The sequence below is a fragment of the Streptomyces sp. NPDC057900 genome (genome assembly GCF_042887885.1).
Classification (GTDB): Bacteria; Actinomycetota; Actinomycetes; order Streptomycetales; family Streptomycetaceae; genus Streptomyces.
In genome coordinates this window covers 18,958-41,119 of record NZ_JBHVOI010000021.1, presented here as the reverse complement: position 1 = coordinate 41,119, position 22,162 = coordinate 18,958, and the positions used below count along the sequence as shown (strand labels likewise).

The following is a 22,162-nucleotide window of genomic DNA, read 5'->3' as shown; positions in this document are numbered from 1 at the left end:
TCGCCGACGCCGAGGACCCCGAGGCCATGCGGACCCGCATGGTCAAGGAGTACAAGGCCGAACTCATGCACCCCTACTACGCCGCCGAGCGCGGCTTGGTCGACGACGTCATCGACCCCGCAGAGACCCGCGAGGTCCTGATCGCCTCACTGGCCATGCTCCGCACCAAGCACGCAGACCTGCCGTCCCGTAAACACGGCAACCCCCCGCAGTAGATCGAGAACGGCGGGGCGCGGTGGGTCCGCTCCCTTGGGGGCCAAGCCGCTGAGCCCTGTAATCAGGAGACATTTGATGGTCAAGCAGGACCGCGCGGCGCGCACACGTCAGTCGTTGATCCACGCCGCCGCCGAGGTGTTCACGCAGGAGGGCTTCGCCCCTGCTTCGCTCGCCGCGATCAGCCGCCGGGCCGGGGTGAGCAACGGTGCGCTGCACTTCCACTTCGAGAACAAGAAGATGCTCGCCCAGGCCGTCGAGGACGAGGCGGCGGAGACCGTGCGCCGGATCACCGAAGAGGCGGCGAACGGGGGAGACGGCGCCCTGCAGGTACTCGTGGACACCACGCACGAGTTGATGAGCAGGCTGGCCGAGGACATCGTGATCCAGGCCGGTTTCGAGCTGGGCGGGGACCTGGCCTGGAGGGAGGAGCCCCGGCTCCGGCTGGGGTGGCAGCGGTGGATCGAGGACATGCTGCGGCGGGCCGACGCGGAAGGCGGACTGGCCGAAGGGGTGTCACCGGCCGACGCCTCGTCCGCCATCGTGGCAGTGACCGTGGGCCTTGAGGTGCTCGGCGGCGAGGACAAGGAGTGGCTGTCCGCGGAGACGATCACCGGATTCTGGGATCTGATGCTGCCGAGGCTGGCGAGTCGGCAGAGTCCTTGCAGGTCAGTCCGCCCCAGGGAGGCCGCCGCCGGCACACCGTGACGCCGGCCGGGCAACCAACGTACTGATCATGCTGTTTTGAGGGTCCGACAGGCAGGAGACCTGCCGGACCTCCCCTCCGTACCCCTGGGTGCGGAGGGTTCTCTTTTTTGCGCGATCTGTGAACCTCCAGGTCAGCGACTGCTGATGGGCTCGGCCGAGGCCAAATAAAACAGCGTAGACGGTTTGATATTGACAAACCGTGTGTCCTGTTTTTTACTCAAGGTACTTCCGAGTGGCTCACGATTCATGCACGAATAGGGGAAACGGCGTGGATATCGATGTATTGGGCGCGTTGGCCGTCCGCGAGAACGGGCTCTCGGTGACGCCGACGGCACCGAAGCCGCGTCAGGTGCTGGCCCTGCTGGCGCTGCACGCCGACCAGGTCGTGCCCGTGGCCACTCTGATCGAGGAACTGTGGAGCGACCGCCCGCCACGCAGCGCGCGTACCACGCTGCAGACCTACGTACTCCAGCTGCGGGACCTGATCGCGACCGCTCTTCGACAGGACCCGGAAGGGGCCCCGCCGCGCTCCGCCAAGGACGTGCTCGTCACCACGCCGGGGGGCTACCTGCTCAACACCGGCGGTGGCGCCAGCGATGTGCGCGAGTTCGAGCGGATGGCGGGCCTGGGGTACCGGGCGATGGACGCGGGCGACTTCCCGGGCGCCGCACGGCAGTTGGGCGAGGCGCTCGCGCTGTGGACCGGCTCCGCGCTGGCCGACGTCCAGGCCGGGACGCAGCTGGAGATGGAGATCCGGCGGCTGGAGGAGACCCAGCTCTGTGCGCTCGACCAGCGCATCGAGGCCGATCTCAGGCTGGGCCGCCACCGCGAGCTGCTGGGGGAGCTGACCGTGCTGGTCAGCCGCTATCGCACCCACGAGAATCTGCACGGCCAGTTCATGCTGGCGCTGCACCGCTCCGGGCGCCGCAGCGAGGCGCTCGACGCCTATCAGCGGCTGCGCTCCGTTCTGGTACGGGAGTTGGGGTTCGAGCCGTCCGCCGGGCTGCGGCGGCTGCAGCGTTCGATCCTGATGTCAGGTCCGGAGCCCACCCTCGATGCGGTCGCTGCCGGCAGCGAGCGTCTCAGCCGGGTCGGCTGAGGAGAAGGTGGCCGTGATGCAGGCCAGATCGCAGCGGACCCGCCAGAAGCTGGTCCACGCGGGCGCCGAGATGTTCAACCGGAACGGCTATGCCAACGCGACGCTGGGGCAGATAGCCGGGGCCGCGGGGATGACGAAGGGGGCGCTGTACTTCCACTTCTCCTCCAAGGACGGGCTTGCCGACGCGGTGCAGGAGCACGGGCGCGCCATGTTGCAGGGCTTCGTCAGGGAGCACTGGGAGGCGGGCGTACCGCCGGTGCAGATGCTCATCGACATGACGCACTGGCTGGCCAGGACGCTCCACGACGACCCGGTCATCCGGGCCAGCTTCCGGATCACCAATGAGTGCGCCGGGCGGCAGCCACCCGTCACCGACTTCCATCAGGACTGGATCACCGAGGTGCTGCGCCTCCTCGGCCAGGCCCGTGAGGCGGGGGAGCTGCGGGCCCGTGCGACGGGCAGCGGGCCCGCGACGCTGCTGGCCGCGACGGTGTGCGGCATCGGGGTACTGGCAGGCACCGGTATGCCGTACCAGCAGCTCAGCGACCGGGTCGCCGCGCTGTGGGAGCCGCTGCTGTCGGCTCTGGTACCGCCGGACGACGTCGCGAACTACCGCACCCGGCCGCCGGTTCCTGCCGCGCGGTTCAGCACGGGCGGCGAGTACCTCTGTTCGGACGCACCTTCGAATACTTTCCTCGCCGGCTAGCCGGGACAGACTTTTTGGAGCCCCTCCGATGCCCCATCCCATGCCCCACTCGATGTCCCAGGCCAAGCCCCAGGCCATGTCCCATGAAGGTCAGACCTCCCGCGACATGGTGACCGATCTCGTCACGGCGCTCGCCGACGCACTGCGGCTGAAGCCGGAGAAGATCGATCCCGAGCAGACCTTCCGGTCGCTGGGCGTCGACTCGCTGCTGACCGTGGAGTTCGTCGCCACGGTGAACGCCCGGTACGGCACGGCCGTGAAGGCCTCCGCGCTGCTCGACCATCCGACCCCGCTGGACTTCGCCCGGCACATGGCGCGTGAGCTGGGGGTACGGGCCTCCCAGGACGCGGACGAGCCGTCGTTCGGGCCCGGGTTCCGGGTCATGCCGTTGCCGGCACCCGTACCGGCACCGGTACCGGCACCCGTACCGGCGCCCGCGTCCGTTGCCGGGTCAGGGCCCGGACCCATGCCGGGCGGGCCCGTTCCGACGACGGCGTCCTCCGACCCCGGGGCGCGGGAGATCCTCGACCTCCTGCGGGAGGAGCTCGCCCGCCTCCTGTGCTGCGACCCCTGGGACATCGACCCCACCGCCGCCTTCGGGCTGCTCGGGGTGGACTCCATCATCGGCGCGCAGTTCGTGGCGGTCATCAACCGTACGTACGGCATGAGCGAGCGGGCGGTCACGCTCTACGACCACCCCGATCTTGCGTCCGTCGCCTCGCACATCGCCTCCGTCACCAGCGCCCCGGCCGCTCCGGCTCCGGAGCCGCTGGGGGTGCAGGCGCTGCTCGACGCGGTACGGGACGACCGGCTCACCATCGACGAGGCGCTCACGCTGCTGCCCGGGCGGGCTTGAGCAGGCGGGCTCGAACAGGCGGAAGACCATGGACGAACGAGAAATACTCATCCGGTTCAAAGCCGGAACCCTGGAGCGCGGGCACGCCGTACAGCTGCTCTCCGAACTGAAGGCAGCGCCCCCACCCGGCCCCCGGCCGGTTCCGTCACCGGCAGCGTCAACGGCCCTGCCGCCGGCCCCGTCACCGGCCCAGTCACCGGCTGCGGACCCGGCCCCCTCGCGGGTTCTGCACAGCGCCGATCTCCCGGACATCGACGACCGGTTCGCCGTCGTCGGGATCTCCGGCCGGTACCCGCTCGCCCCCGATCTGCGTTTCTACTGGCAGAACGTGCGCGAAGGGCGGGACACCTCGTCGGCCGCGCCGCTCACCCGTCCCGGCGGGTCGCCCCTCGGTGCCGGGCAGCGCGGACACTTCCTCGACGGGGTCGCCGACTTCGACGCGGAGTTCTTCGGGCTGACCGCCCGGCGGGCGAGCCTGATCGACCCCCAGGAGCGGCTCTTCCTCGAAACCGTCTGGGAGGCGCTGGAGGACGCCGGCTGCACCGGCACCCGGCTCGACTCCCTGACCGGTCCCGGCGGGGCGCCGCGCGGCGTCGGGGTGTTCGTCGGGGTCAGCGCCGCCGACTACGCGTTGGTGGCGGCAGAGGCCTGGGCGCGTGGTGGTCGGGAGATGCCGGAGAGCGGCCACTGGAGTATGGCGGGCCGGCTGTCCGGTCTGCTCGGGCTGAGCGGACCGGCGCAGGCCGTCGACACCGCCGAGTCCTCCGCGCTCGTCGCGGTGCACCTCGCCGTCGGTGCGCTTCGGCGCGGGGAGTGCGCGGCAGCCGTGGCCGGCGGGGTCGAGTTGCTGCTGCATCCCTCGCGCGGCCGGCAGGGCGCGGGGGAGGGGGTCGGCGCGGTGGTGCTCAAGCCGCTCGCCCGCGCCCTCTCCGACGGTGACCATGTGCACGCCGTCGTGCATTCCACCTCGACGGGCGCCGTCGCCCGGACCGGCGCCCTGACCGGCACGCCGGGCCTGCGCGAGACCCGGGGGACCACTGCCTGCCGGGTGGGCCACGCCGGGGCCGTCACCGGTCTCGCGGCGCTGACCGCTGCTGTGCTCCAGCTGCGGCACGGCACGCTCGCGCCCGTACGTGCCGGGGACACGGCCACCTCCTGGCCGCGGCCCCGCGACGCGTCCGGCCAGGAGCTTCCCCGGACGGCCGTCGTCGAGGTCACCGGTGCGGGCGGCCCGTTCGACGCCCGTGCCGTCCTGGAGGAGTTCGTACCGGGTCGGCAGCCGCGGTCCGGCCACGACGACGCGTGGGACGACACCGTCGAACGCGAAGAGCTGATCCTGCTGTCCGCCCCCACCCCCGGCCATCTCGCCGCCAACGCCGCCCGGCTCGCGGACTGGCTCGCCTCGGACAACGGCGGGACCGGGAACACCAGCACCGGTGACGAACGGGTGGCACTCGCGGATGTGGCCCGCGCCCTGCGGGCCGGCCGCGCGGCACAACCCTGCCGGATCGCGCTCCTCGCCCGGGACATCCCCCAACTGGTGGGCTCGCTCAGGGGGTTCGTGGCCCGGAACGCGGAGGCCGGGGAAGCCGGCGACGACGTGCACAACAGCCGTACGCCCCAGGGCGGCGTCCCCGAAAGCGGCGTGCGGTACGTGGATCTGCGCACGGGCGGATCCGATGCGCTGGGCCTGGGCGACGCGCCGGAGACCCGCGACTTCCTCGGCGCCCTGTGGCGCGGCGGCCGTATCGAGCAGCTGACGCGCCTGTGGCTGTCCGGGCTCGACGTCGACTGGGCCGCCCTGGAATCCCGGCCAGGACCCGGCGGCGCCCTGGTGCCGCTGCCCCCTTCGGCCTTCCTGCGGCGTCCCCTGTGGATCGGACTCCAGGTGGCCGCGGAGGAGACGGGGAGGGACGGATGAACGGCCTCGCCGCGCCGGGGCACTCCGTCACCGGGACCGAGCCCGGCCGGCCCGAACCCGTCAAACTGTGGTTCTGCCCCAACGACGAACTCACTCCCGGGGTCGCCACCACCCTGGCCACCCACTGGCTGGACGAGCACGAGCAGGAGATCGCGAGCCGGTTCCTCTTCGAGCGCGACCGGCGTCAGTACCTCGTCGCCCACACCCTCGTACGGCGGGTACTGGCGCTGGAGGGCGGGGTGCCGGAGGCGGAGGCCGTGATCTGGCGGTCGTCGCGCGGGCGGCCGTTCCTGCAGAAGCCCGTCGAAGGGCTGCCGCGCGGCGGCCGGGAGCTGGACTTCAACCTGTCCCACACCACCGGCCACAACTTCCTCGGCGTCGTCCGGCGCCATCGGATCGGGGTGGACGTGGAGCGCCTCGACCGCGGCGACCAGGGATTCAGCGCGATCGTGGAGACCTTCGCGGACGAGGAACAGGCATGGGTGGCCCAGGCCGCGCCGGGCCGCCCCCGCAACCGCCGGGTGCTGCGGCTGTGGACGCTGAAGGAGGCGTACTCCAAGGCGCGCGGCCTCGGGCTCGGGCTGCCCTTCGACAGCTTCGCGTTCACCCTGGCCGAGGACCGGGGCGTACGGGGCTTCCGGCCGCCCGAGACCGAGACCGCGCTGCCGTGGCGGTTCATCGAGCTGGAGCCGGTGCCCGATGTGCTGGCGGCCGTCGCCGTGGCGGCCGATACCGATGTGCCGTCCGACTTCCAGCTGCACCACGGGTTCCCGTGGGACCGGAGCGCGCCCCGGCTGCTGGCGCTGCCGGACCCGGTGGCGGTCTGACGACGGGCCCCGGCCGGGGCCCGTACCAGCGGTTCGAGCGGGGCTCCGGTCAGGTACCAGCGAGGCTTCCATGTTCCTGTGCAGACTGCCAAGGAGAGGACGGCGGCCATCAGGGCGGCCCGACGACATGGGGGTGGCCGGTGCGGCTGGCGCGGCAGGGCGCACAACTCGGCCTGCTCGGGGAGCTCTTCGAGGCTGCCCGGCGGGGCGACGGCCGCGCGGCGCTCGTCACCGGCAGCCCAGGCACCGGCAAGAGCGACCTGCTGCGCGCATTCGCGCAGGAGGCCGGGCGCACCGGCGCGCTGGTGCTGAACGCGTCCGCGTCCCCGGCCGAGACAGATCTGCCTGCGGGGATCGTGGGCCAGTTGCTCAGCGGCGCCGGACCGGACGCCGAACGCCACCTCCTGGCCGCACCGCGGCACCCGTTCGAAGGCGCCGCCGAGCGCGGGGAGCGCGGTGACGACCCGGCCGTGCTCCACGAGGCCCTGCGCGAAATCGCCGCCGAGACCCCCGTGGTGATCCTCGTCGACGACGTGCACCACGTGGACGAGGCCTCCGCCCGATGCCTGTTGTACGTGTGCGGACGGCTCGCGACGAGCCGGATCCTGCTGGTGATGAGCGGGGGCCCGCAGCCCTGCTCCCGGCCCCCGCTGCCGCTGCCGTTGGCCGAACTGCTGAGACACCCCCGCTGCACCGCCGTACCGCTCACGACGTTGGACAGGGAGGGGGTCGCCGATTTCCTGGCCGCGCCCTCCGGCGGCGCGATGGACCTGCCGGCGGCACGCCGGCTCGCCCCCGACTGGCACCGCTTCACCGGCGGGAACCTGCGGCTGCTGCGCGGGCTGCTCGACGACCACCGGGACTGCGAACCGGTGCGCCCCTCCCGTCCGGTGGCGGGCACGGCGTTCCGGCGCGGCGTCACCGGCTGTCTGCGGGGAGCCGGTGCTCCCACGGTGTCGGCCGCGCGGGGCCTGGCCGTGCTCGCCGAAGCCGCGACGCTCACCCTGCTCGCCCGGCTGCTGGAGACCCCCGAACGCGCTGTCGGCCCCTGCCTGGACGAGCTCGACGCGATCGGGCTGCTCGACGGCGGACGGCTGCGCCACGAGGGCGTACGGGCGGCCGTGTTGGAGGAGCTGTCCGCCGAGGAGTCGCACCGGCTGCACACCGCGGCAGGCCGGATGCTGTACGAGAACGGCGCCGAACCGGCCACGGTCGCCCGCCACCTGGTCGCCGCCGATACGGCCGGCGGCCGGCCCGGTCCGGGATGGGCCGCCGAAGTGCTCGCGGAGGCAGCCCGGCACACGATGAGCTGCGGCGGGGCGCGGCAGGCCGCGGACTTCCTGCGTGCCGCCCGCCGGGCCGGCGGCCACGAGGAGGCCGGGCTGCTGACGATGCTGGCCCGCGCCGAGTGGGAGACCGATCCGGCAGCCGTGATCCGGCACCTGCCCGACCTCGAACGGAGCCTCGGCACCGGGGCCGCCACGGACACGGAGGGCGCGGTGGGGCTGCTGCTCTGGCACGGGCGTCCGGACGGGGCCGCGCGGGTGCTGGCGCAACCGCCCGGCCCCGCGGGGCCGGGCGAGCCGGCCGCGGCGCTGGCGTACGTCTATCCGGGTGCGGGCACCGGGTCGTTCCCGCACGACGCGGCGGAGACCGGCCGGGAGCCGGCCGAAGGCGCGGCGGAGCAGCGGGACGAGGCCGCCGAGCGGGTGCTGGAGTCGATCGTCTACGACCACGCGCCCCCTGCGTCCGTCGCCGCCGTCCTGTCGGCGCTGCTGCAGACGGGGGAGACCGGACGGGTCGCCCGGTGGCGTGCGCTGCTCGCCGGCGGGGACCGGACGCGGGCGACTTCTGCCCGCCGGGCGGTGGCCGCCGCCGCGGCGGCCGTGGTGCACGGGCGCACCGGCGAGCACGACCTCGCGGCCGAGCACGCGGGCCGGGCGCTGTCGCTGCTGTCGCCGGGGGCCTGGGGGGTGGCCATCGGGATGCCGCTGTCCGCGGCGGTGCTGTCGGCGACCCGCCGGGGCGCGTACGAGGAGGCGGCCGCGCGGTTGCGTGTCCCCGTGCCCGCGGCGATGTTCCGTACCCGGGCCGGGCTGCACTATCTGCTGGCCAGGGGCCACTATCAGCTGGCCGTGGGGCGTCCTGAGGCCGCTCTTGGCGACTTCCACGCCTGCCGGGACCTGCTGGCCGACTGGCGGCTTGAGCCGCAGGGCGCCGCGGGCTGGAGCACCCCCGCCGATGTCGCTCTGCGGGCCCTGCGCGGTGAGGACGCCGCGGCCGCGGATCCGATCGCCGGGCTGACCGACGCCGAGCGGCGGGTCGCGGTGCTGGCGGCCGACGGCTGCACCAATCGGGCCATCGCGGCCCGGCTGTACGTCACCACCAGCACGGTGGAGCAGCACCTGACCCGGATCTACCGCAAGTTGTGCGTGAAGTCCCGCCGGGAGCTGGCGGAGCTCGTGGCGGCGCGTTCCCCGGCCCCGGCCCGCCGGACGGGGACCGGGGCCGGGGAACGGTCAGCGACGTGGGACCGAGGTGCTCAGCCCCCGTCCGTTCTTGCGGCCGAGCAGTCCAGCGGTCACCAACTCCTCCAGGACAGCGGCCGGTTCGTGCTCGGGTGTCTTGAAGGACTCGTACAGCCGGTTCTGGATGGCGAGTGAGACGTCGAGGCCGATGGTGTCGAGCAGTGCGAACGGCCCCATGGGGTAGCCGAATCCGGACCGGATCGCGTGGTCCGTCTCCGCGATGTCCACGTCGTGCCGCTCCAGCAGGGCGAGGGCCGCGCCGAGGTAGGGGAACAGCAGGCTGTTGACGATGAAGCCGGTGCGGTCCGGGCAGGCGACCGTCGTCTTGCCGAGGGTGCGGCAGAAGGCACGGGCCGTGGCCAGGGTCTTCCGGTCCACCGTCCCGGTATGCGCCAGCTCGACCAGCTTCATCACCGGCGCGGGGTTGAAGAAGTGGATGCCGACGACGTCGGCGGGCCGGCCGGCCGCATCGGCGCAATCGGCTACGGAGAGGCTCGATGTGGTGGTGGCCAGCACGGTGCCGGGCGCGCAGACGTCGCCGAGCGCGGCGAACATCGCGCGCTTGACGTCGGTGTCCTCTGCCACCGCCTCGATCACCAGATCGCAGTCGGCCAGCGCGGTCATGTCATGGGCGCCGGTGAGGAGTTCCTGGGCGGCGGCCTTGGCCTGCACGGTGACCCGGCCACGCCGGATGCCCCGGGTGAAGGACTCGTCGACGGCCTTCAGCGCCAGGCCCGCCTTCTCCGCGGTGCGGGCCACGAGGACCGTGGGGTACCCGGCTCCCGCCGTGACCTCGGCGATCCCGCGCGCCATCGCGCCGGAGCCGAGCACACCGACCCGCCGGACGGTGGAGGCACCCGTGTCGCCGGGGCCGTCGGCCGCAGAGCCGGTCGCGGTGCCGGTCTCGTCGTACGTGTAGAACCCGTCGCCGCTCGTCCGGCCGAGCCGTCCGGCCGCGACCATGCGGCTGAGCAGCGGGGCGGGTTCGTAGGCACAGTCGCCGGTGCGCCGCCACAGCTCCGTCAGCGCGGTGTGCGCGGTCCCGAGGCCGATGTGGTCGAGCGTCTCCAGGGGGCCCGCAGGCAGTCCGCAGCCGAGCCGCATGGCGGTGTCGATGTCGTGCTGGGTGGCGTACCCCTCGTCGAAGAGGATGACGGCCCGGTTGAGGAACCCGAGGATCAGCGCGGTGGCGTCGGCGGCGGGCCGGGCGCCGACCGCGACCGGGTTCAGACCGGCCGATGCCACCAGCGCGTCCACGGCGGCGGCGGTGTCCGGGGAGGTCAGCGCCGTCCGTACCGGTTCGACGGGGCTGCCGGCGACGGGCGGGGTGAACAACCGCAGCCCCGCGATGTCGTCCGGGCGGCCGGTGGCGACGGCCAGCCGCGCGACGGACAGCGACGCCGTGGTGGTCAGCACGGGGGTGCCGGGCGGACAGACCGCGACGATCCTGCCGAGCACCTCGTTCTTGACGGCCCGTTCGTCCGGCACCGCTTCGATGACCAGGCCGGCCGCGCGCAGCGCCGAGTGATCGGTGGTGAAGGTGACATCGGGGCGCTCCGGGCCGTCCTCCGCGGCGAGGGCGGCTTTGAGCCGGCCGGCCGTCCGGGCCAGGACGTCGAGGTCACTGTCCACGGCGACGACGGTGTGGCCCGCGCGGTGCAGCAGACGCAGGAGTGCCTCGCCCGTCGAGCCCAGGCCGACGATGCCCGTGACGGGTGTGGTGGTCTGTCGCGCAGTCATGAGGTCCGCGCCTCCTCTTGCCGGAAACGATTGATGGCGTCGATGTGCTTCTCGCGCAGTTCCCCGTTCCGTACGCCGAGCCCCTCGCGCGGGGCGAGTGCCAGGACGCCGACCTTGCCCTGGTGGAGGTTGCGGTGGACCTCGTACGCGGCCTGGCCGGTCTCCTCCAGCGGGTACGTCTTGGAGAGCGTCGGGTGGATCTTCCCCTTGGCGATCAGCCGGTTGGCCTCCCACGCCTCGCGGTAGTTCGCGAAGTGCGAGCCCACGATCTTCTTCAGCGACATCCACAGATAGCGGTTGTCGTACTCGTGCTTGAAGCCGGACGTGGACGCGCAGGTGACGATCGTGCCGCCCTTGCGGGTCACGTACACGCTCGCGCCGAAGGTCTCGCGGCCCGGGTGCTCGAAGACGATGTCGACGTCCTCGCCGCCGGTCAGCTCACGGATGCGCTTGCCGAACCGCTTCCACTCGCGCGGGTCCTGGTCGTGCTCGTCCTTCCAGAACCGGTAGCCCTCCGCGTTGCGGTCGATGATCGCCTCCGCGCCCATCTTCCGGCAGATCTCCGCCTTCTGGTCGCTGGAGACGACACAGACCGGGTTGGCCCCGCCGGCCAGCGCCAGCTGGGTCGCGTACGAGCCGAGTCCGCCGCTCGCGCCCCAGATCAGCACGTTGTCGCCCTGCTTCATCCCCGCGCCGTTGCGCGAGACGAGCTGGCGGTACGCGGTCGAGTTGACCAGTCCCGGGGACGCGGCCTCTTCCCAGGTCAGGTGCTCGGGCTTGGGCATCAGCTGGTTCGACTTCACGAGCGCGAGCTGCGCCAGGCCGCCGAAGTTGGTCTCGAAGCCCCAGATGCGCTGTTCGGGGTCGAGCATCGTGTCGTTGTGGCCGTCGGGGGACTCCAGCTCCACCGAGAGGCAGTGCGCGACGACCCGGTCGCCGGGGTGCCAGGCGTTGACGCCGGGACCGGTGCGCAGCACCACGCCCGCCAGGTCGGAACCGAGGACGTGGTACGGCTGGTCGTGGCGGGCGGCGGCCGGGAACCGGCGGGCGTACCGCTCCAGGAACCCGAAGGTCGGCAGCGGTTCGAAGATCGACGACCACACGGTGTTGTAGTTGATGGCGCTGGCCATGACGGCGACGAGGGCCTCGCCCGGCCCCGGTTCGGGGGTCGGTACGTCCTGCAGATGCAGTGACTTGCGCGGGTCCTTGTCGACGGAGGACATCCCCTCGAAGATGCCGGCGTCCTCCTTGCGGACAACGGTGCCGCGATAGGTCTCCGGGAGCCGAAGGCCCGCGAAGTCCTGCGGCGTCGCGTCCTCGGAGAGAAGGGCGTTGATGATCTCGTCCACGTGAATTCCCTGATTCTCTTGAGAGCCGAGGAGGGCGAAGCCGGCCACCGTTCATCAGCGTGGGACACGGCGCCGCCGCGGAGCACCCCTGTCCGCCCCCTGAACGCGTACGCCGGGTCGTAGGGGCCGGTTAGGGGAGGCCCTGGGGTGGTGCGCGCAGCCATCCTGGGCCTGTATCGCGGCTTCTCTCGGATCGGCTAGGAGAACTCATGACGGCACTCCCCGACAGCCCCTGGTTCAGGAACTACCGTCCCTCTCCGGACGCACCCGTACGGCTGGTCTGCCTGCCGCACGCCGGTGGTTCGGCCAGCTTCTACTTCCCGGTGGCGCGGGAGCTCGCACCCGAGGTGGAGGTGCTGGCCGTCCAGTACCCCGGCCGGCAGGACCGCCGCTCCGAGCCGGCCGTGACCGGCCTGGAGACGATGGCCGACCGGATCGCCGAGGAGCTGGAGCCATTGGCGGACCGGCCGTACGCGCTGTTCGGGCACAGCATGGGCGCCGCCATCGGTTTCGAGGTGGCCCGCCGGATGGAGGCGGCGGGCCGCGGCCCCACCGATCTGTTCGTCTCCGGCCGCCGCGCTCCCTCGCTGGACCGCGGTGACGAGTGGCAGCCCGGCACCGACGAGGAGGTCGTCGAGGAGATCCGGAAGCTGAACGGGACCGGTGGCTCCCTGCTCGACGACGAGGAGACCCTGCGCATGATCCTGCCCGCGCTGCGCGCCGACTACAGGGCGCTGCGCGGCTACCGCTACCGCCCCGGTCCGCCCCTGGACTGTCCCGTCACCGCGTTCACCGGCGACCAGGACCCCAAGGCGCGTGTCGAGGACGTACGGGCGTGGGTGAACCACACCCGGTCCGGGTTCGGCCTGCGGGTCCTGCCCGGCGGGCACTTCTTCCTCGTCGGGCAGCAGGAAGCGGTGCTCCACACGATCCGGGAGCAGCTGGCCCGTACGCCGGTGGCGGCGCCGGCATGACCGTGTACTCGCCCGCCCCGAGCGGCATCGGGATCATCGGCACCGGCTCGTACCTGCCCGAACGGATCGTCAGCAACGAGACGGTCGCGGCCCGTGCCGGGGTCACCGCCGAATGGGTCGAGCGCAAGACCGGCATCCGGGAGCGGCGCTACGCCGCGGATCACGAGGCCGCCTCCGATCTCGCGACCGAGGCCGCGGTACGGGCCCTGGCCGACGCCGGGGCGCACCCCGATGACCTGGCATGGATCGTCGTCGCGACCTCGACCCCCGACCACCCGCAACCGGCCACGGCCGCGTTCGTACAGCACCGCATCGGCGCACACCGGGCGGCGGCCTTCGACCTGAACGCGGTGTGTGCCGGTTTCGTCGCCGCGCTGCACACCGGCTCCCGGCTGCTGGCCGTGCCCGAGACCGATGGGCGGCGACGCCTGGCGCTCGTCATCGGCAGCGAGGTCTACTCCCGCATCATCGACCCCGAAGACCGCAGAACCGCACCCCTGTTCGGGGACGGTGCGGGCGCCGTGGTGCTCGGTCCGGTGACCGGGGGCCGGGGGCTCCTGGGTACGGGCATGCGCACCGACGGCCATCTGCACGGGCTGATCGGTGTCACCGCGGGCGGCAGCAGGAAGCCCGCGTCGGAGAAGACCGTCGCCCGCGGGGACCACTTCTTCCGGATGCGGGGCCGGGACGTACGGGACTTCGTGGAGCGGGAGCTGCCGGGCGCCGTCGCGGGCACCCTCGACGCCTTCGGCGTGACGGCCGACGCGGTCGACCACTTCGTACCCCACCAGGCCAACGGCGAGATGCTGCGGACCGTCACCGCCGGACTCGGCCTGACCTCGGCGCGTGTCCACCTCCCGGTGGAGCGACACGGCAACACCGGAGCCGCCTCGATACCGCTGGCCCTGGACGAGGCCCGGCGCGCGGGCGAGCCGTCCGACGGCGACCTGGTGCTGATGGCGGGATTCGGCGGCGGAATGACACTGGGCACCGCTCTGCTGCGCTGGGGCCGTTGAGGGCCTCGGGGGCTGGTGAGCTCCGGATGTTGAGGTGTCGTGCGTTCAGCGGGCAGGACCGGTTTCGATCGCGGTGACAAGGAGGAGGGGCGGTTTCGCGCCCCGGCGGGCGGGCCCGGTCGGCGCGGGCGCGAGGCAATCGCAAACGTGCCCCACTCCCGACGTCGGTCATTGGTTCGATCGCCATGCGCTCCCTGCCCCCCCGACCCTGCCGCAGTAGACGCGTACACCCCGCGCCGACTGAAGACCTCCCCAAGGTCAATATCAGCGCAGCCGCGTGGCGGTCAGCTCTTCGCCCGCCGCCCACCCTCACCGCGCCGCACCGGTGGCTTGAGCCCCTGCTTTCTTCCCTGCGGCAATCGACCACCGGCCCCCTTCACTACCCCGGCCCCCGACCGCCCGCCACGACGAAAGCCGCCGCGCGGTATGCGGCGCGCGGGTGGCCCGGCCCGGCTCCACCGGCCCCGGCCACGCCTTCATGCTTTTGTACGTCACGGTCCGCGCCACCCGAGACGCAGCAACGCTGCTGCCGCCTAAGGTCCGCAGGCAAGTACACCGCCGCGCGCGTAGCTTGCTCCGCCAGACGACCCCCACCTCCCACCCGCGGTCGCCGACGTGCCACAGCTCCTTGTTGCTGCTGGCTTTTCCGCGCCTCGTACGGCCAGGAGGTGAACGTTGGCACCGGGTCATGGTGTGGGTGGTTGAGGACGTGGGGCTGGTGTGGTAGACGCGCGCGCGTTTATTGACAGAAGGGCACAGTGCCTCTGACCTGCGAAAACGTGAGGCTAAGGGGCGAAAAACCGCCCTGTAGGGGGCGAAAAATAGCCCCTTAGCTGACGCTCTGTCTGCGGCCGTCGACTCATGCCGGGTTGGCCAGAGGGAGGACACCTCGGAGGGCCCGACGACTGGCCTTAGTCGACCAGGACACGGGTGAGGTGATCGAGCAGAAGCCCAGAGTGCCGCACCAGTTCGAGGGAAACGGCTACACCCTGCAGTCCACGGGCAGCGAGCTTCCGTACGTTCGACCAGGACGATCACAGCGAATCGGAGTCGTGACTTCTCGGCAAACGGCCTCCAGGTGGTAAGTGGTGTCCACCCAGAAGTTGCCTGACTGCGCTTTGACTGACAGGACGTAGTCTCCCGGAATGAGGGCGTCGAGTGTGCTACACAGGCCCCAGGCAACCCGGGGCACCCCGGCGGCCCAGAATCGCTTGGAAGCCGCCTCGTGGAGAGGCAGCGGCAAGCTGTTCAACTGGGCTTCGGCCTGTGATGTCGGCATGCGCCAGGGCTGCACGGAGAAGCCGAGTGCCGGGCGCTGCGTGCTGGACCTGCGGGCGGCGGTAAACGCGATGCTGCCACGGGTGGACCTGCCCGAGGTGCGGCTGGAGGTCTTCTCCTGGACCGGCGCCGACCAGGCGTTCACCTCGGTCACCGGCGGCGAGGCCCGGTTGAAGGACCGCACGTCACGATCGCCGCGCTGCTGGTCGCCCACGGCTGCAACATCGGCTACACCCCGGTGATGGGCGGCGCGGACGCGCTGAAGTACGGCAGGCTGACCCACGTCGACCAGACGTACCTGCGGCTGGCAACCTACCGTGCAGCGAATGCCACCCTCATCGACCACCAGGCATCCGTAGGGCTGGCGCAGGCGTGGGGCGGGGGCCTGGTCGCCTCGGTGGACGGGATGCGGTTCGTCGTCCCCGTCCCCAGCGTCTACGCGCGGCCGAACCCGAAGTACTTCGGGCGCCGGGGCGGCGCGACCTGGCTCAACATGATCAACGACCAGGCTGCCGGGCTCGGCGGGAAAGTGGTGGCCGGCACCCCGTGAGACTCGCTGTACGTGCTCGACGTCCTCTACGACCGCGACGGCGGCAAGCGCCCGGAGATGATCGTCACCGACACCGCCTCGTACAGCGACATCGTGTTCGGGCTGCTCACCCTGGCCGGCTTCGCCTACGCCCCCCAGCTCGCAGACCTGCCCGCCCAGAAGATGTGGCGCATCGACCGCGCCGCCGACTACGGCGCCTTCAAGAACGCCGCCCGCAGCCGGATCGACCTCGCCCGCATCGAGCGCCACTGGGAGGACATCCTGCGGATCATCGGCTCCATCCACACCGGGGCCGTTCGCGCCTACGACGTCATCCGGGTGCTGTCGCGCGACGGACGCCCCACCCCACTCGGGGACGCGATCGCGCACTACGGGCGGATCGCCAAGACCCTGCACATCCTGCGCCTGGCCGACGAGCCCGGCTACCGCAGGCAGATCAAGGTGCAGGCCAACCTCCAGGAATGCCGCCACGCGCTCGCCCGGAAGATCTTCCACATCCGGGCGGGGCAGCTTTACCAGCGCTACCAAGACGGCATGGAGGACCAGATCGGCGCACTCGGCCTGGTCCTCAACGCTCTCGTGCTGTTCAACACCCACTACATGGACGCCGTTCTCACCCAGCTCCGTGCCGACGACTTCGACGTCCGGGACGAGGGCGCCGCTCGGCTCTCCCCGTTCCTGCGTCACCACATCAACATGCTCGGCAGGTACTCCTTCCAGCTTCCCGACCTGCCCGGCGGGCTACGGCCTCTGCGTGACAAGGATGCTGCTGATCCGGCCTGACCCCCTGGTGGGAAGCGCGATGACCTGAGGCGGAGCCGGGACGACGGGGCGAACGGACTCCGGATCTCCTATAGCGTCGATATGATTAAGTTGCCTTTTCGGAAGATTCTTATATATCGTTGCTACATGACGAAGGAAGCTTCACCGGCCCGGCGAACCCGCGCGCTGATCATCGACGCAGCCGCTGATCTTCTGGCGGCATCGGCCGGCGGGGAGTTCTCGACCCGCGAAGTGTGCGACGCGGCCGGCGTTGCAGCGCCGACCCTGTACCACCACTTCGGCGACAAGGACGGGCTGCTGCGGGAGGTGGCGGCGGACAGGTTCAGCCGCTATCTGACCGGCAAGCAGGCCCTGGAGACGACCGGGGATCCGGTCGAGGACTTTCTTCGCGGCTGGGACATGCACGTGGAGTTCGGGGTGGCGAACCCCGCGCTCTACACGATCATGTACGGCCGCCCTATCGACGGCCGTACAGTCCCTGCGGATCACGCACACGCCGTTCTCGTGACGATGATGCGCGACCTGGAGAGAGCCGGACGGTTGCGCATGCCGACCGAGACTGCCGCGGACATGGTGGCCTCGGCTGCGGTAGGGGTCACTTTGCATCTGATCCGCACCCGCGCGACTGCCGACGACTCCCTGTCAGCCATCGTGCGTGACGCCGTCACCGCGGCCGTCATCAGCCCGCCGACCGTCCCCGGAGCGCCTTCCGTGACGCCGCAGCTCGTGCGAGCTGCCGCGCAACTGGAAGCAGAGATGCCACATGGCCCCGTCGGCACGCTCCGTGCCTCGGAAACCACACTGCTGCGTGAATGGCTGGCCCAGCTCTCATTGCCCAGCCACGCGGCAGGCGGCGACCCGTCCTGAAGGGGCTCTCCAGAACGGCGGGCCACACAACCGGCAGGTCCCCTCGACCTGCTGACCCGACATGAAAGAGAAGCACATGAGCCTCATCCACCAGGAACAGGCCCATAGCGAAGCGGAGATCCAGAGCATCCTGGATGGCATCGCCCAGGGCTTCGGCCACCCCATGCGCTCGCCGATCCTCAAGACCCCGGGCGACTATGGCCTGGCCTACCAGGAGGTGTCTTTCCCCTCCATGGACGGCGTGCCGCTGGAAGCCTGGTATATCCCTTGCGAGGGATCGGACAAGCTGATCATCGCCAACCACCCCCTGTGGTTCAACCGCTACGGTTTCCCCGCGCACCTGGAGCCCTGGAGGTCGATTGGTGCAAGCACGGGCAACGACTTCGAGGTCGACTTCGTGCCCGACTACCGCATCCTGCACGAGGCCGGATACAACGTCCTCACCTACGACATGCGCAACCTCGGCCACAGCGGAACCGGCAACGGCGGCATCGGCAGCGGCGGCCGCTTCGAAGCCCGCGACGTCGTCGGCTCGTTGCAGTACGTGCGCGCCCGCGAAGACCTCAAGGCCATGACCATCGGCCTGTTCAGCCGTTGCCAGGGCTCGAACGCGACCATGTTCGCCATGCAGATGTACCCCGAGCATTTCGAAGGCGTGCGCTGCATCGTTTCCCCGCAGCCACTGTCGGTCGGCGTCACCATGCAGCGCACGCTGGAGATGCTGGGCATGCCCGAGCGTATCGCTGAGCTGGAGGAAAAGGTCCGCCTGGTCGTCAGCTTCCCCTTCTCCGAGATGTCGCCGGTCGAGGCCGCCAAGAGTGTCACTATCCCCACCTTCCTCTACCAGGTTCACGACGACCTGATGACTCGCCCCGACGACGTCCAGGCGATGTTCGACAACATCCCGATCGAAGACAAGAAACTCGTCTGGGTCCACGGAACCACCGCCCGCTGGGACGGCTACCTGCACTTCCAGCGCGAGCCCAAGGAAATGCTGGACTGGTTCGCCACTCACATGAAGTAGCTCCCCTACTCGCAACAACGGGGGCGCAAGCCAGCGCTCATCGGCGACTGTCGCCGGGCGCGAGCAGGCTGACCAGCCGAGCCAGGACAGCACCGCCGCGCGGCGAGCGTTCCAAGTGTTGGCCGCCGCAGTGCCCCACAGCACTTCCAGCGCCTCGCCGATCTCGTCATCGGCGACAGCCGCCAGAGGCCGGTCCTCGCCGAGTCGTTCGGCGGTCTTCCAGACGCCGGTGCCGTAACTGCGGGCGGTGTTCGGTTGGCGAGCGAGCCGAGGAAGACATCGCCGGCCGCGCGGACGGTCAGCGACTTCCCGGACCGGAGCTGGACGACGGCGGGAACCGCTTCCCCCTTGCCACAGATAACGGGGTCGCTTCGCGCAGCGGCGCGGCGACGTCGCCGCAGATCGGTCCGGCGATGCCGCAGGTAATAGGGCGTTATCTGTGGAACAACTTCAGGCCGATCCCGCCGCCACCGACCAGCTGGCCGCCCACCAGGGCCGACGGAGGCTTAGCGCACGATCTGACATGGATGTTCCTCAGACCCCGGTGGGCGGGCAGTTCGACCCGAGGGGTACACGGCGGCCTTGTCCCCGCAGCTACCTCTCCACCGAGAGCATGGACAGCCTCTATCCGGAAACCACCACCCTCCTGCCTGGCACAGCATCGTGGCCTTTCGTCTTCCTCGGCGGGGCCGAGACCTGTTCGGGGACTCGTTTGCCAGGCCCCGGTAGCCGTCGTCGACCTCGGCTTTGACGCCGGGGCGTTGGTGGAACTGCTCGGCGATGCCCTCGGTGCGCATCGCGGTCTGGTCATGCATTCTGCCGGGCCGGGTGGCCCCGGACCACAAGGTGTGGCCCTGGCCGTTGCTGATGGTCGTCGTCTTGACGGTGTTCTGCCTGCGCTTGCCGGAGACGAACGCCCGCCGCCCGAGTCTGTCTGCTCTCGGGCGGCGGACCTGGGTCTCCATCCCATCGATTCGCAAGGTGACGTTCTCGGCCTCGGCGTAGGCGAACACGTCCTCCAAGGTGCGCAGCCGGCAGCCCGGGTTGGTTGGGGACGGCGAAGCCACGCTCGGCGAGCAGGGGTCGGATCTCGGCGCTCGCCCGGCCGATGGTGGACGAACCCACCTCGTAGATCACGCCGAGTGCCGCATGGGTGAGCCCGGTCCGCAGATGCACCAGCGTGGCCAGCAGCCGGTTGACGAAGACCACTTCGTACTTCGGCCCGGCTCCGGAGTCCCGTTGCCTTACACCCCCGCGCCGGTCCCGGCGTCCGGGATCGCACCGCGCCTCCCAGCGCGCGTCGAGCTCCATAGCGAGCTCGCCCAGCTCGCCATGTGCCCACCTGTGACCAAGATCAATCGCGGGGGGGGGCAGTCCGTTATCAGGCGGAGAAGCCAGTGACCTTGTTCGGCGTCACCCGCACGATAAGCCGGAGTACTTCCTCCGGTTCGGCGGGCGGGTTCTCACCGAGGTACTTCTGCGAGAGCGTGCGAGGCAGCGACTTCTCTCGGTCCTCGACCAGCTCGGCAGTGCCCCGGATGTCTACAGACTGGTACGGGTTCTCGGTATCGAAGACGGTAAGGCTGATCCGTGGGTCCCGGGCGAGATTCCTGGCTTTCTGGCGCCCCGCCGTAGTGGAGAAGAGCACCGTGTCTCCGTCCCTCGCGATCCAGACCACAGAGGTCTGCGGCCCACCGTCCCGGTTCAGCGTCGCGACAGTGGCGAAGTTCCTCCCGTCCAGCAGTTTGCGCGTCCCCTCGTTAAACGTTGCCGACACAGCCCCACCCTTCTGTTCAGCACTCCGAGTTGTTCACTGCTGATGCAGAACAGGCATGGAGATCGAATGCTTCCCACCACAGGGCCGAGGGCTGCTTACCTCTGCCACGGCACCGGACCTCATTGCTACCGGAGACGGCGCGGAGACGAGCGCGGCCGCCGCTGATGATCGCGCGGTGTGCGGACTGGTGAAGAGACGGTGACGGCGGGCCCAGCGGAGATCCTGCCCGTCGGTAGGAGATGTTCGACGCTTTGACGGGCCGTATCGCGGGTCAGCCCGTTAGAGTCCATCCTTGGTCTTCGCCGGGCATCCCGGCCTTCAGGCCGGGGTGGGTGGGATGCGATCTCGTGGCTGCTCTGACGTGATGATCAGAGCGGACGTTTCCGCTGCTCGATGTGGCGCCTACTGCTCGTAGGCCCGGACGTGACTGCCGGGGCCGGGCGGCTGGACGGCGGCCGCGGCCCGGCCGATGCCGATCTGCGGGGCGGCCAGCCCCATGCCCTTGGCGAAGGGGTGAACCTGTCCGGTCCGTTCCATGGCGGCGAACAACTGGTCGATGCACCCCTCGGCGCCCTCGCGCTCTGCGGGAAGGTCGAAGGGCTTGGACACTTCGGCGAGGACCAGGGCGCCGTACTGAACGACGCCGATCTCACGCATCCGCCGGCTGGGTTGCTGTATCTCGGTCATCTGCACTCCCCGGGGGTCGTGTTGAGTTCGGGACGTGTGGAACCTCCACTCAAGACGGTTTCGGGCGTGCAGGGCCGGGGTGGACGTCGTCCAGGTGAAAACACGCATGCCGTTCTCCTCCCTGCGGTCCGGCGCGGTCCGCAGCGGGGCAGCCTCGGCGGTCATGGACGTCTCGGTGCCCCACACGACGGGGTCCGGGCCGACGACCCCGTCCCGGTCGGCCGGGAGGGTCTGTACCGGTCCCGGCCGAGCACCCGCGGTGGCGGTTCGTTGGAGGGCCGCTAGAGCGCAGGTCGAGGTCTGTGGGCGGGTGGGGTGAACGGGGCTAGCGTGCGGAACGCCAACAGCTTCTGGCCAGGGCCCCGTCCGCCTTCGATCCGTCGGACAGGCCTGGGGAATCGACCGGGCAACGGGGAGGAAATCGTGGAGATTCAGGTTCTGGGCCCGCTGAGTGCCGACGTCAACGGGGTGTCGATCGTTCCGACCGCGGGGAAGCCGCGGCAGATTCTGTCGCTGCTCGCCTTCTACCCCGGCCGGGTCATGCCCGTGCCCACGCTCATGGAGGAGATCTGGGGCACCGATCTGCCCCAGAGCGCGATGACCACCCTGCAGACGTACATCCTTCAGCTGCGCCGCAGGCTGGGTACCGCGATGGGGCCGGACGCGCCCGGCGCCGTCAAGGAGGTGCTCGCGACCCGGCACGGTGGCTATCTGCTGCAGATCCCGCAGGAGTCCGTCGACGTGCACCGGTACGAGCAGCTGGTGTCGGCGGGGCAGAGCGCCTTCGACGAGGGCGAGGACGGGCGGGCCGCGAGCCTGTACCGCGAGGCGCTGGGGATGTGGCACGGGCCGGCGCTCGTGGACGTACGGGTCGGGCCGATTCTGGAGATCGAGGTCCTGCGGCTGGAGGAGAGCCGGCTGGTGACCGTCGAACGGCGTATCGACGCCGATCTGCGAACCGGCAGGCACAGCGAACTCCTCGCCGAACTGACTGATCTGATGGCACGTCACCCCCAGCACGAGGGGTTGCACTCGCAGGCGATGGTGGCGCTGTACCGATCCGGCCGCCAGGCCACCGCGCTGGACGTCTACCGCAGGCTGCGCACCCGCCTCATCGAGGACCTGGGCGTGGAGCCCTCGCCGCAGCTCCAGCGGCTGCACCAGGCGATGCTCACCGTCGACCCGGCGCTGGACACGCTCAGCGGATCGCGCCGCGGCTCCACCTTCGATCTGTACGCGGCCTGATCCGAGCAGGTCTC

At 70.8% G+C, this 22,162-nt stretch carries 17 protein-coding genes and 4 pseudogenes; 14 read left to right on the top strand and 7 right to left on the bottom strand.

All coding sequences use genetic code 11. The features are described from left to right. The 8 genes and pseudogenes from ACFVQ0_RS36280 to ACFVQ0_RS36245 all read left to right on the top strand — a co-directional run. Nucleotides 1–215 (top strand): carboxyl transferase domain-containing protein (locus ACFVQ0_RS36280; protein ID WP_390092877.1); only part of this gene is annotated, 215 nt, incomplete at its 5' end. A gap of 76 nt (nt 216–291) precedes the next feature. Beyond that, complete coding sequence (locus ACFVQ0_RS36275; RefSeq protein WP_390093459.1) at nt 292–921, top strand: ScbR family autoregulator-binding transcription factor; 630 nt, start codon at nt 292–294, stop codon at nt 919–921. Nucleotides 922–1,189: 268 nt separating this feature from the next. Continuing rightward, entirely contained in the window at nt 1,190–2,020 is an 831-nt protein-coding gene (locus tag ACFVQ0_RS36270) for a BTAD domain-containing putative transcriptional regulator (protein ID WP_390093458.1), read from the top strand. A 16-nt stretch (nt 2,021–2,036) separates the two neighbouring features. Next, nucleotides 2,037–2,726 carry a ScbR family autoregulator-binding transcription factor gene (locus ACFVQ0_RS36265; protein WP_390093457.1) on the top strand — a complete coding sequence of 230 codons (690 nt, stop codon included), beginning with the start codon at nt 2,037–2,039 and terminating at the stop codon, nt 2,724–2,726. Nucleotides 2,727–2,754: 28 nt separating this feature from the next. Continuing rightward, complete coding sequence (locus tag ACFVQ0_RS36260) at nt 2,755–3,582, top strand: acyl carrier protein (RefSeq protein ID WP_390093456.1); 828 nt, start codon at nt 2,755–2,757, stop codon at nt 3,580–3,582. Between the two features lie 28 nt (nt 3,583–3,610). Then, nucleotides 3,611–5,503, top strand: a complete 1,893-nt coding sequence (locus tag ACFVQ0_RS36255; protein WP_390093455.1) for a polyketide synthase — start codon at nt 3,611–3,613, stop codon at nt 5,501–5,503. Then, nucleotides 5,500–6,330 carry a 4'-phosphopantetheinyl transferase family protein gene (locus ACFVQ0_RS36250; protein ID WP_390093454.1) on the top strand — a complete coding sequence of 277 codons (831 nt, stop codon included), beginning with the start codon at nt 5,500–5,502 and terminating at the stop codon, nt 6,328–6,330. Before ACFVQ0_RS36255 ends, ACFVQ0_RS36250 begins: the two co-directional genes overlap by 4 nt. Continuing rightward, nucleotides 6,276–8,780: pseudogene (locus ACFVQ0_RS36245) on the top strand (AAA family ATPase); the annotation flags it as partial. The gene ACFVQ0_RS36250 and the pseudogene ACFVQ0_RS36245, both read left to right, overlap by 55 nt. 69 nt (nt 8,781–8,849) lie before the next feature. Here ACFVQ0_RS36245 and ACFVQ0_RS36240 read toward each other — a convergent pair. Together ACFVQ0_RS36240 and ccrA are read right to left on the bottom strand one after the other, a co-directional pair. Next, the gene (locus ACFVQ0_RS36240; protein WP_390093453.1) at nt 8,850–10,598 is read right to left on the bottom strand and encodes a 3-hydroxyacyl-CoA dehydrogenase family protein; all 1,749 of its coding nucleotides are present in this window, start codon (nt 10,596–10,598) and stop codon (nt 8,850–8,852) included. Next, the gene (gene ccrA, locus ACFVQ0_RS36235) at nt 10,595–11,947 is read right to left on the bottom strand and encodes a crotonyl-CoA carboxylase/reductase (protein ID WP_390093452.1); all 1,353 of its coding nucleotides are present in this window, start codon (nt 11,945–11,947) and stop codon (nt 10,595–10,597) included. The genes ACFVQ0_RS36240 and ccrA overlap by 4 nt, the downstream gene beginning before the upstream one ends. Before the next feature lie 209 nt (nt 11,948–12,156). On the opposite strand from ccrA, the gene ACFVQ0_RS36230 reads away from it, so the two are divergent. The 5 genes and pseudogenes from ACFVQ0_RS36230 (at nt 12,157) to ACFVQ0_RS36210 (ending at nt 18,439) form a co-directional block, all read left to right on the top strand. Continuing rightward, on the top strand, nt 12,157–12,921 hold the full coding sequence (locus ACFVQ0_RS36230) for a thioesterase II family protein (protein ID WP_390093451.1): 765 nt from the start codon (nt 12,157–12,159) through the stop codon (nt 12,919–12,921). After that, the gene (locus ACFVQ0_RS36225) at nt 12,918–13,937 is read left to right on the top strand and encodes a 3-oxoacyl-ACP synthase III family protein (RefSeq protein ID WP_390093450.1); all 1,020 of its coding nucleotides are present in this window, start codon (nt 12,918–12,920) and stop codon (nt 13,935–13,937) included. Before ACFVQ0_RS36230 ends, ACFVQ0_RS36225 begins: the two co-directional genes overlap by 4 nt. Before the next feature lie 1,319 nt (nt 13,938–15,256). After that, nucleotides 15,257–16,548 (top strand): annotated as a pseudogene (locus ACFVQ0_RS36220) (transposase); the annotation flags it as partial. A 126-nt stretch (nt 16,549–16,674) separates the two neighbouring features. Then, on the top strand, nt 16,675–17,415 hold the full coding sequence (locus ACFVQ0_RS36215) for a TetR/AcrR family transcriptional regulator (RefSeq protein ID WP_390093449.1): 741 nt from the start codon (nt 16,675–16,677) through the stop codon (nt 17,413–17,415). 76 nt (nt 17,416–17,491) lie between these two features. After that, nucleotides 17,492–18,439, top strand: a complete 948-nt coding sequence (locus ACFVQ0_RS36210; RefSeq protein WP_390093448.1) for an alpha/beta hydrolase family protein — start codon at nt 17,492–17,494, stop codon at nt 18,437–18,439. 66 nt (nt 18,440–18,505) lie between these two features. Here the strand turns inward: ACFVQ0_RS36210 and ACFVQ0_RS36205 are convergent. The 5 genes and pseudogenes from ACFVQ0_RS36205 to ACFVQ0_RS36185 all read right to left on the bottom strand — a co-directional run. Beyond that, nucleotides 18,506–18,798, bottom strand: a pseudogene (locus ACFVQ0_RS36205) (site-specific integrase); the annotation flags it as partial. Nucleotides 18,799–18,945: 147 nt separating this feature from the next. Then, nucleotides 18,946–19,404, bottom strand: a complete 459-nt coding sequence (locus ACFVQ0_RS36200; RefSeq protein ID WP_390093460.1) for a transposase family protein — start codon at nt 19,402–19,404, stop codon at nt 18,946–18,948. A 109-nt stretch (nt 19,405–19,513) separates the two neighbouring features. Continuing rightward, nucleotides 19,514–19,750, bottom strand: a pseudogene (locus ACFVQ0_RS36195) (transposase family protein); the annotation flags it as partial. Between the two features lie 70 nt (nt 19,751–19,820). After that, nucleotides 19,821–20,216: a PPOX class F420-dependent oxidoreductase gene (locus ACFVQ0_RS36190; RefSeq protein ID WP_390093447.1), complete on the bottom strand. Its 396-nt coding sequence runs from the start codon at nt 20,214–20,216 to the stop codon at nt 19,821–19,823. 402 nt (nt 20,217–20,618) lie between these two features. Next, nucleotides 20,619–20,903 (bottom strand): peptide deformylase, encoded by a 285-nt coding sequence (locus ACFVQ0_RS36185; RefSeq protein ID WP_390093446.1) that lies wholly within the window; start codon nt 20,901–20,903, stop codon nt 20,619–20,621. A 423-nt stretch (nt 20,904–21,326) separates the two neighbouring features. Here ACFVQ0_RS36185 and ACFVQ0_RS36180 point away from each other — a divergent pair, with 423 nt between their 5' ends. Further along, nucleotides 21,327–22,148, top strand: coding sequence for a BTAD domain-containing putative transcriptional regulator (locus ACFVQ0_RS36180; protein ID WP_390093445.1), 822 nt, complete (start codon nt 21,327–21,329; stop codon nt 22,146–22,148). Nucleotides 22,149–22,162 lie beyond the last annotated feature (14 nt).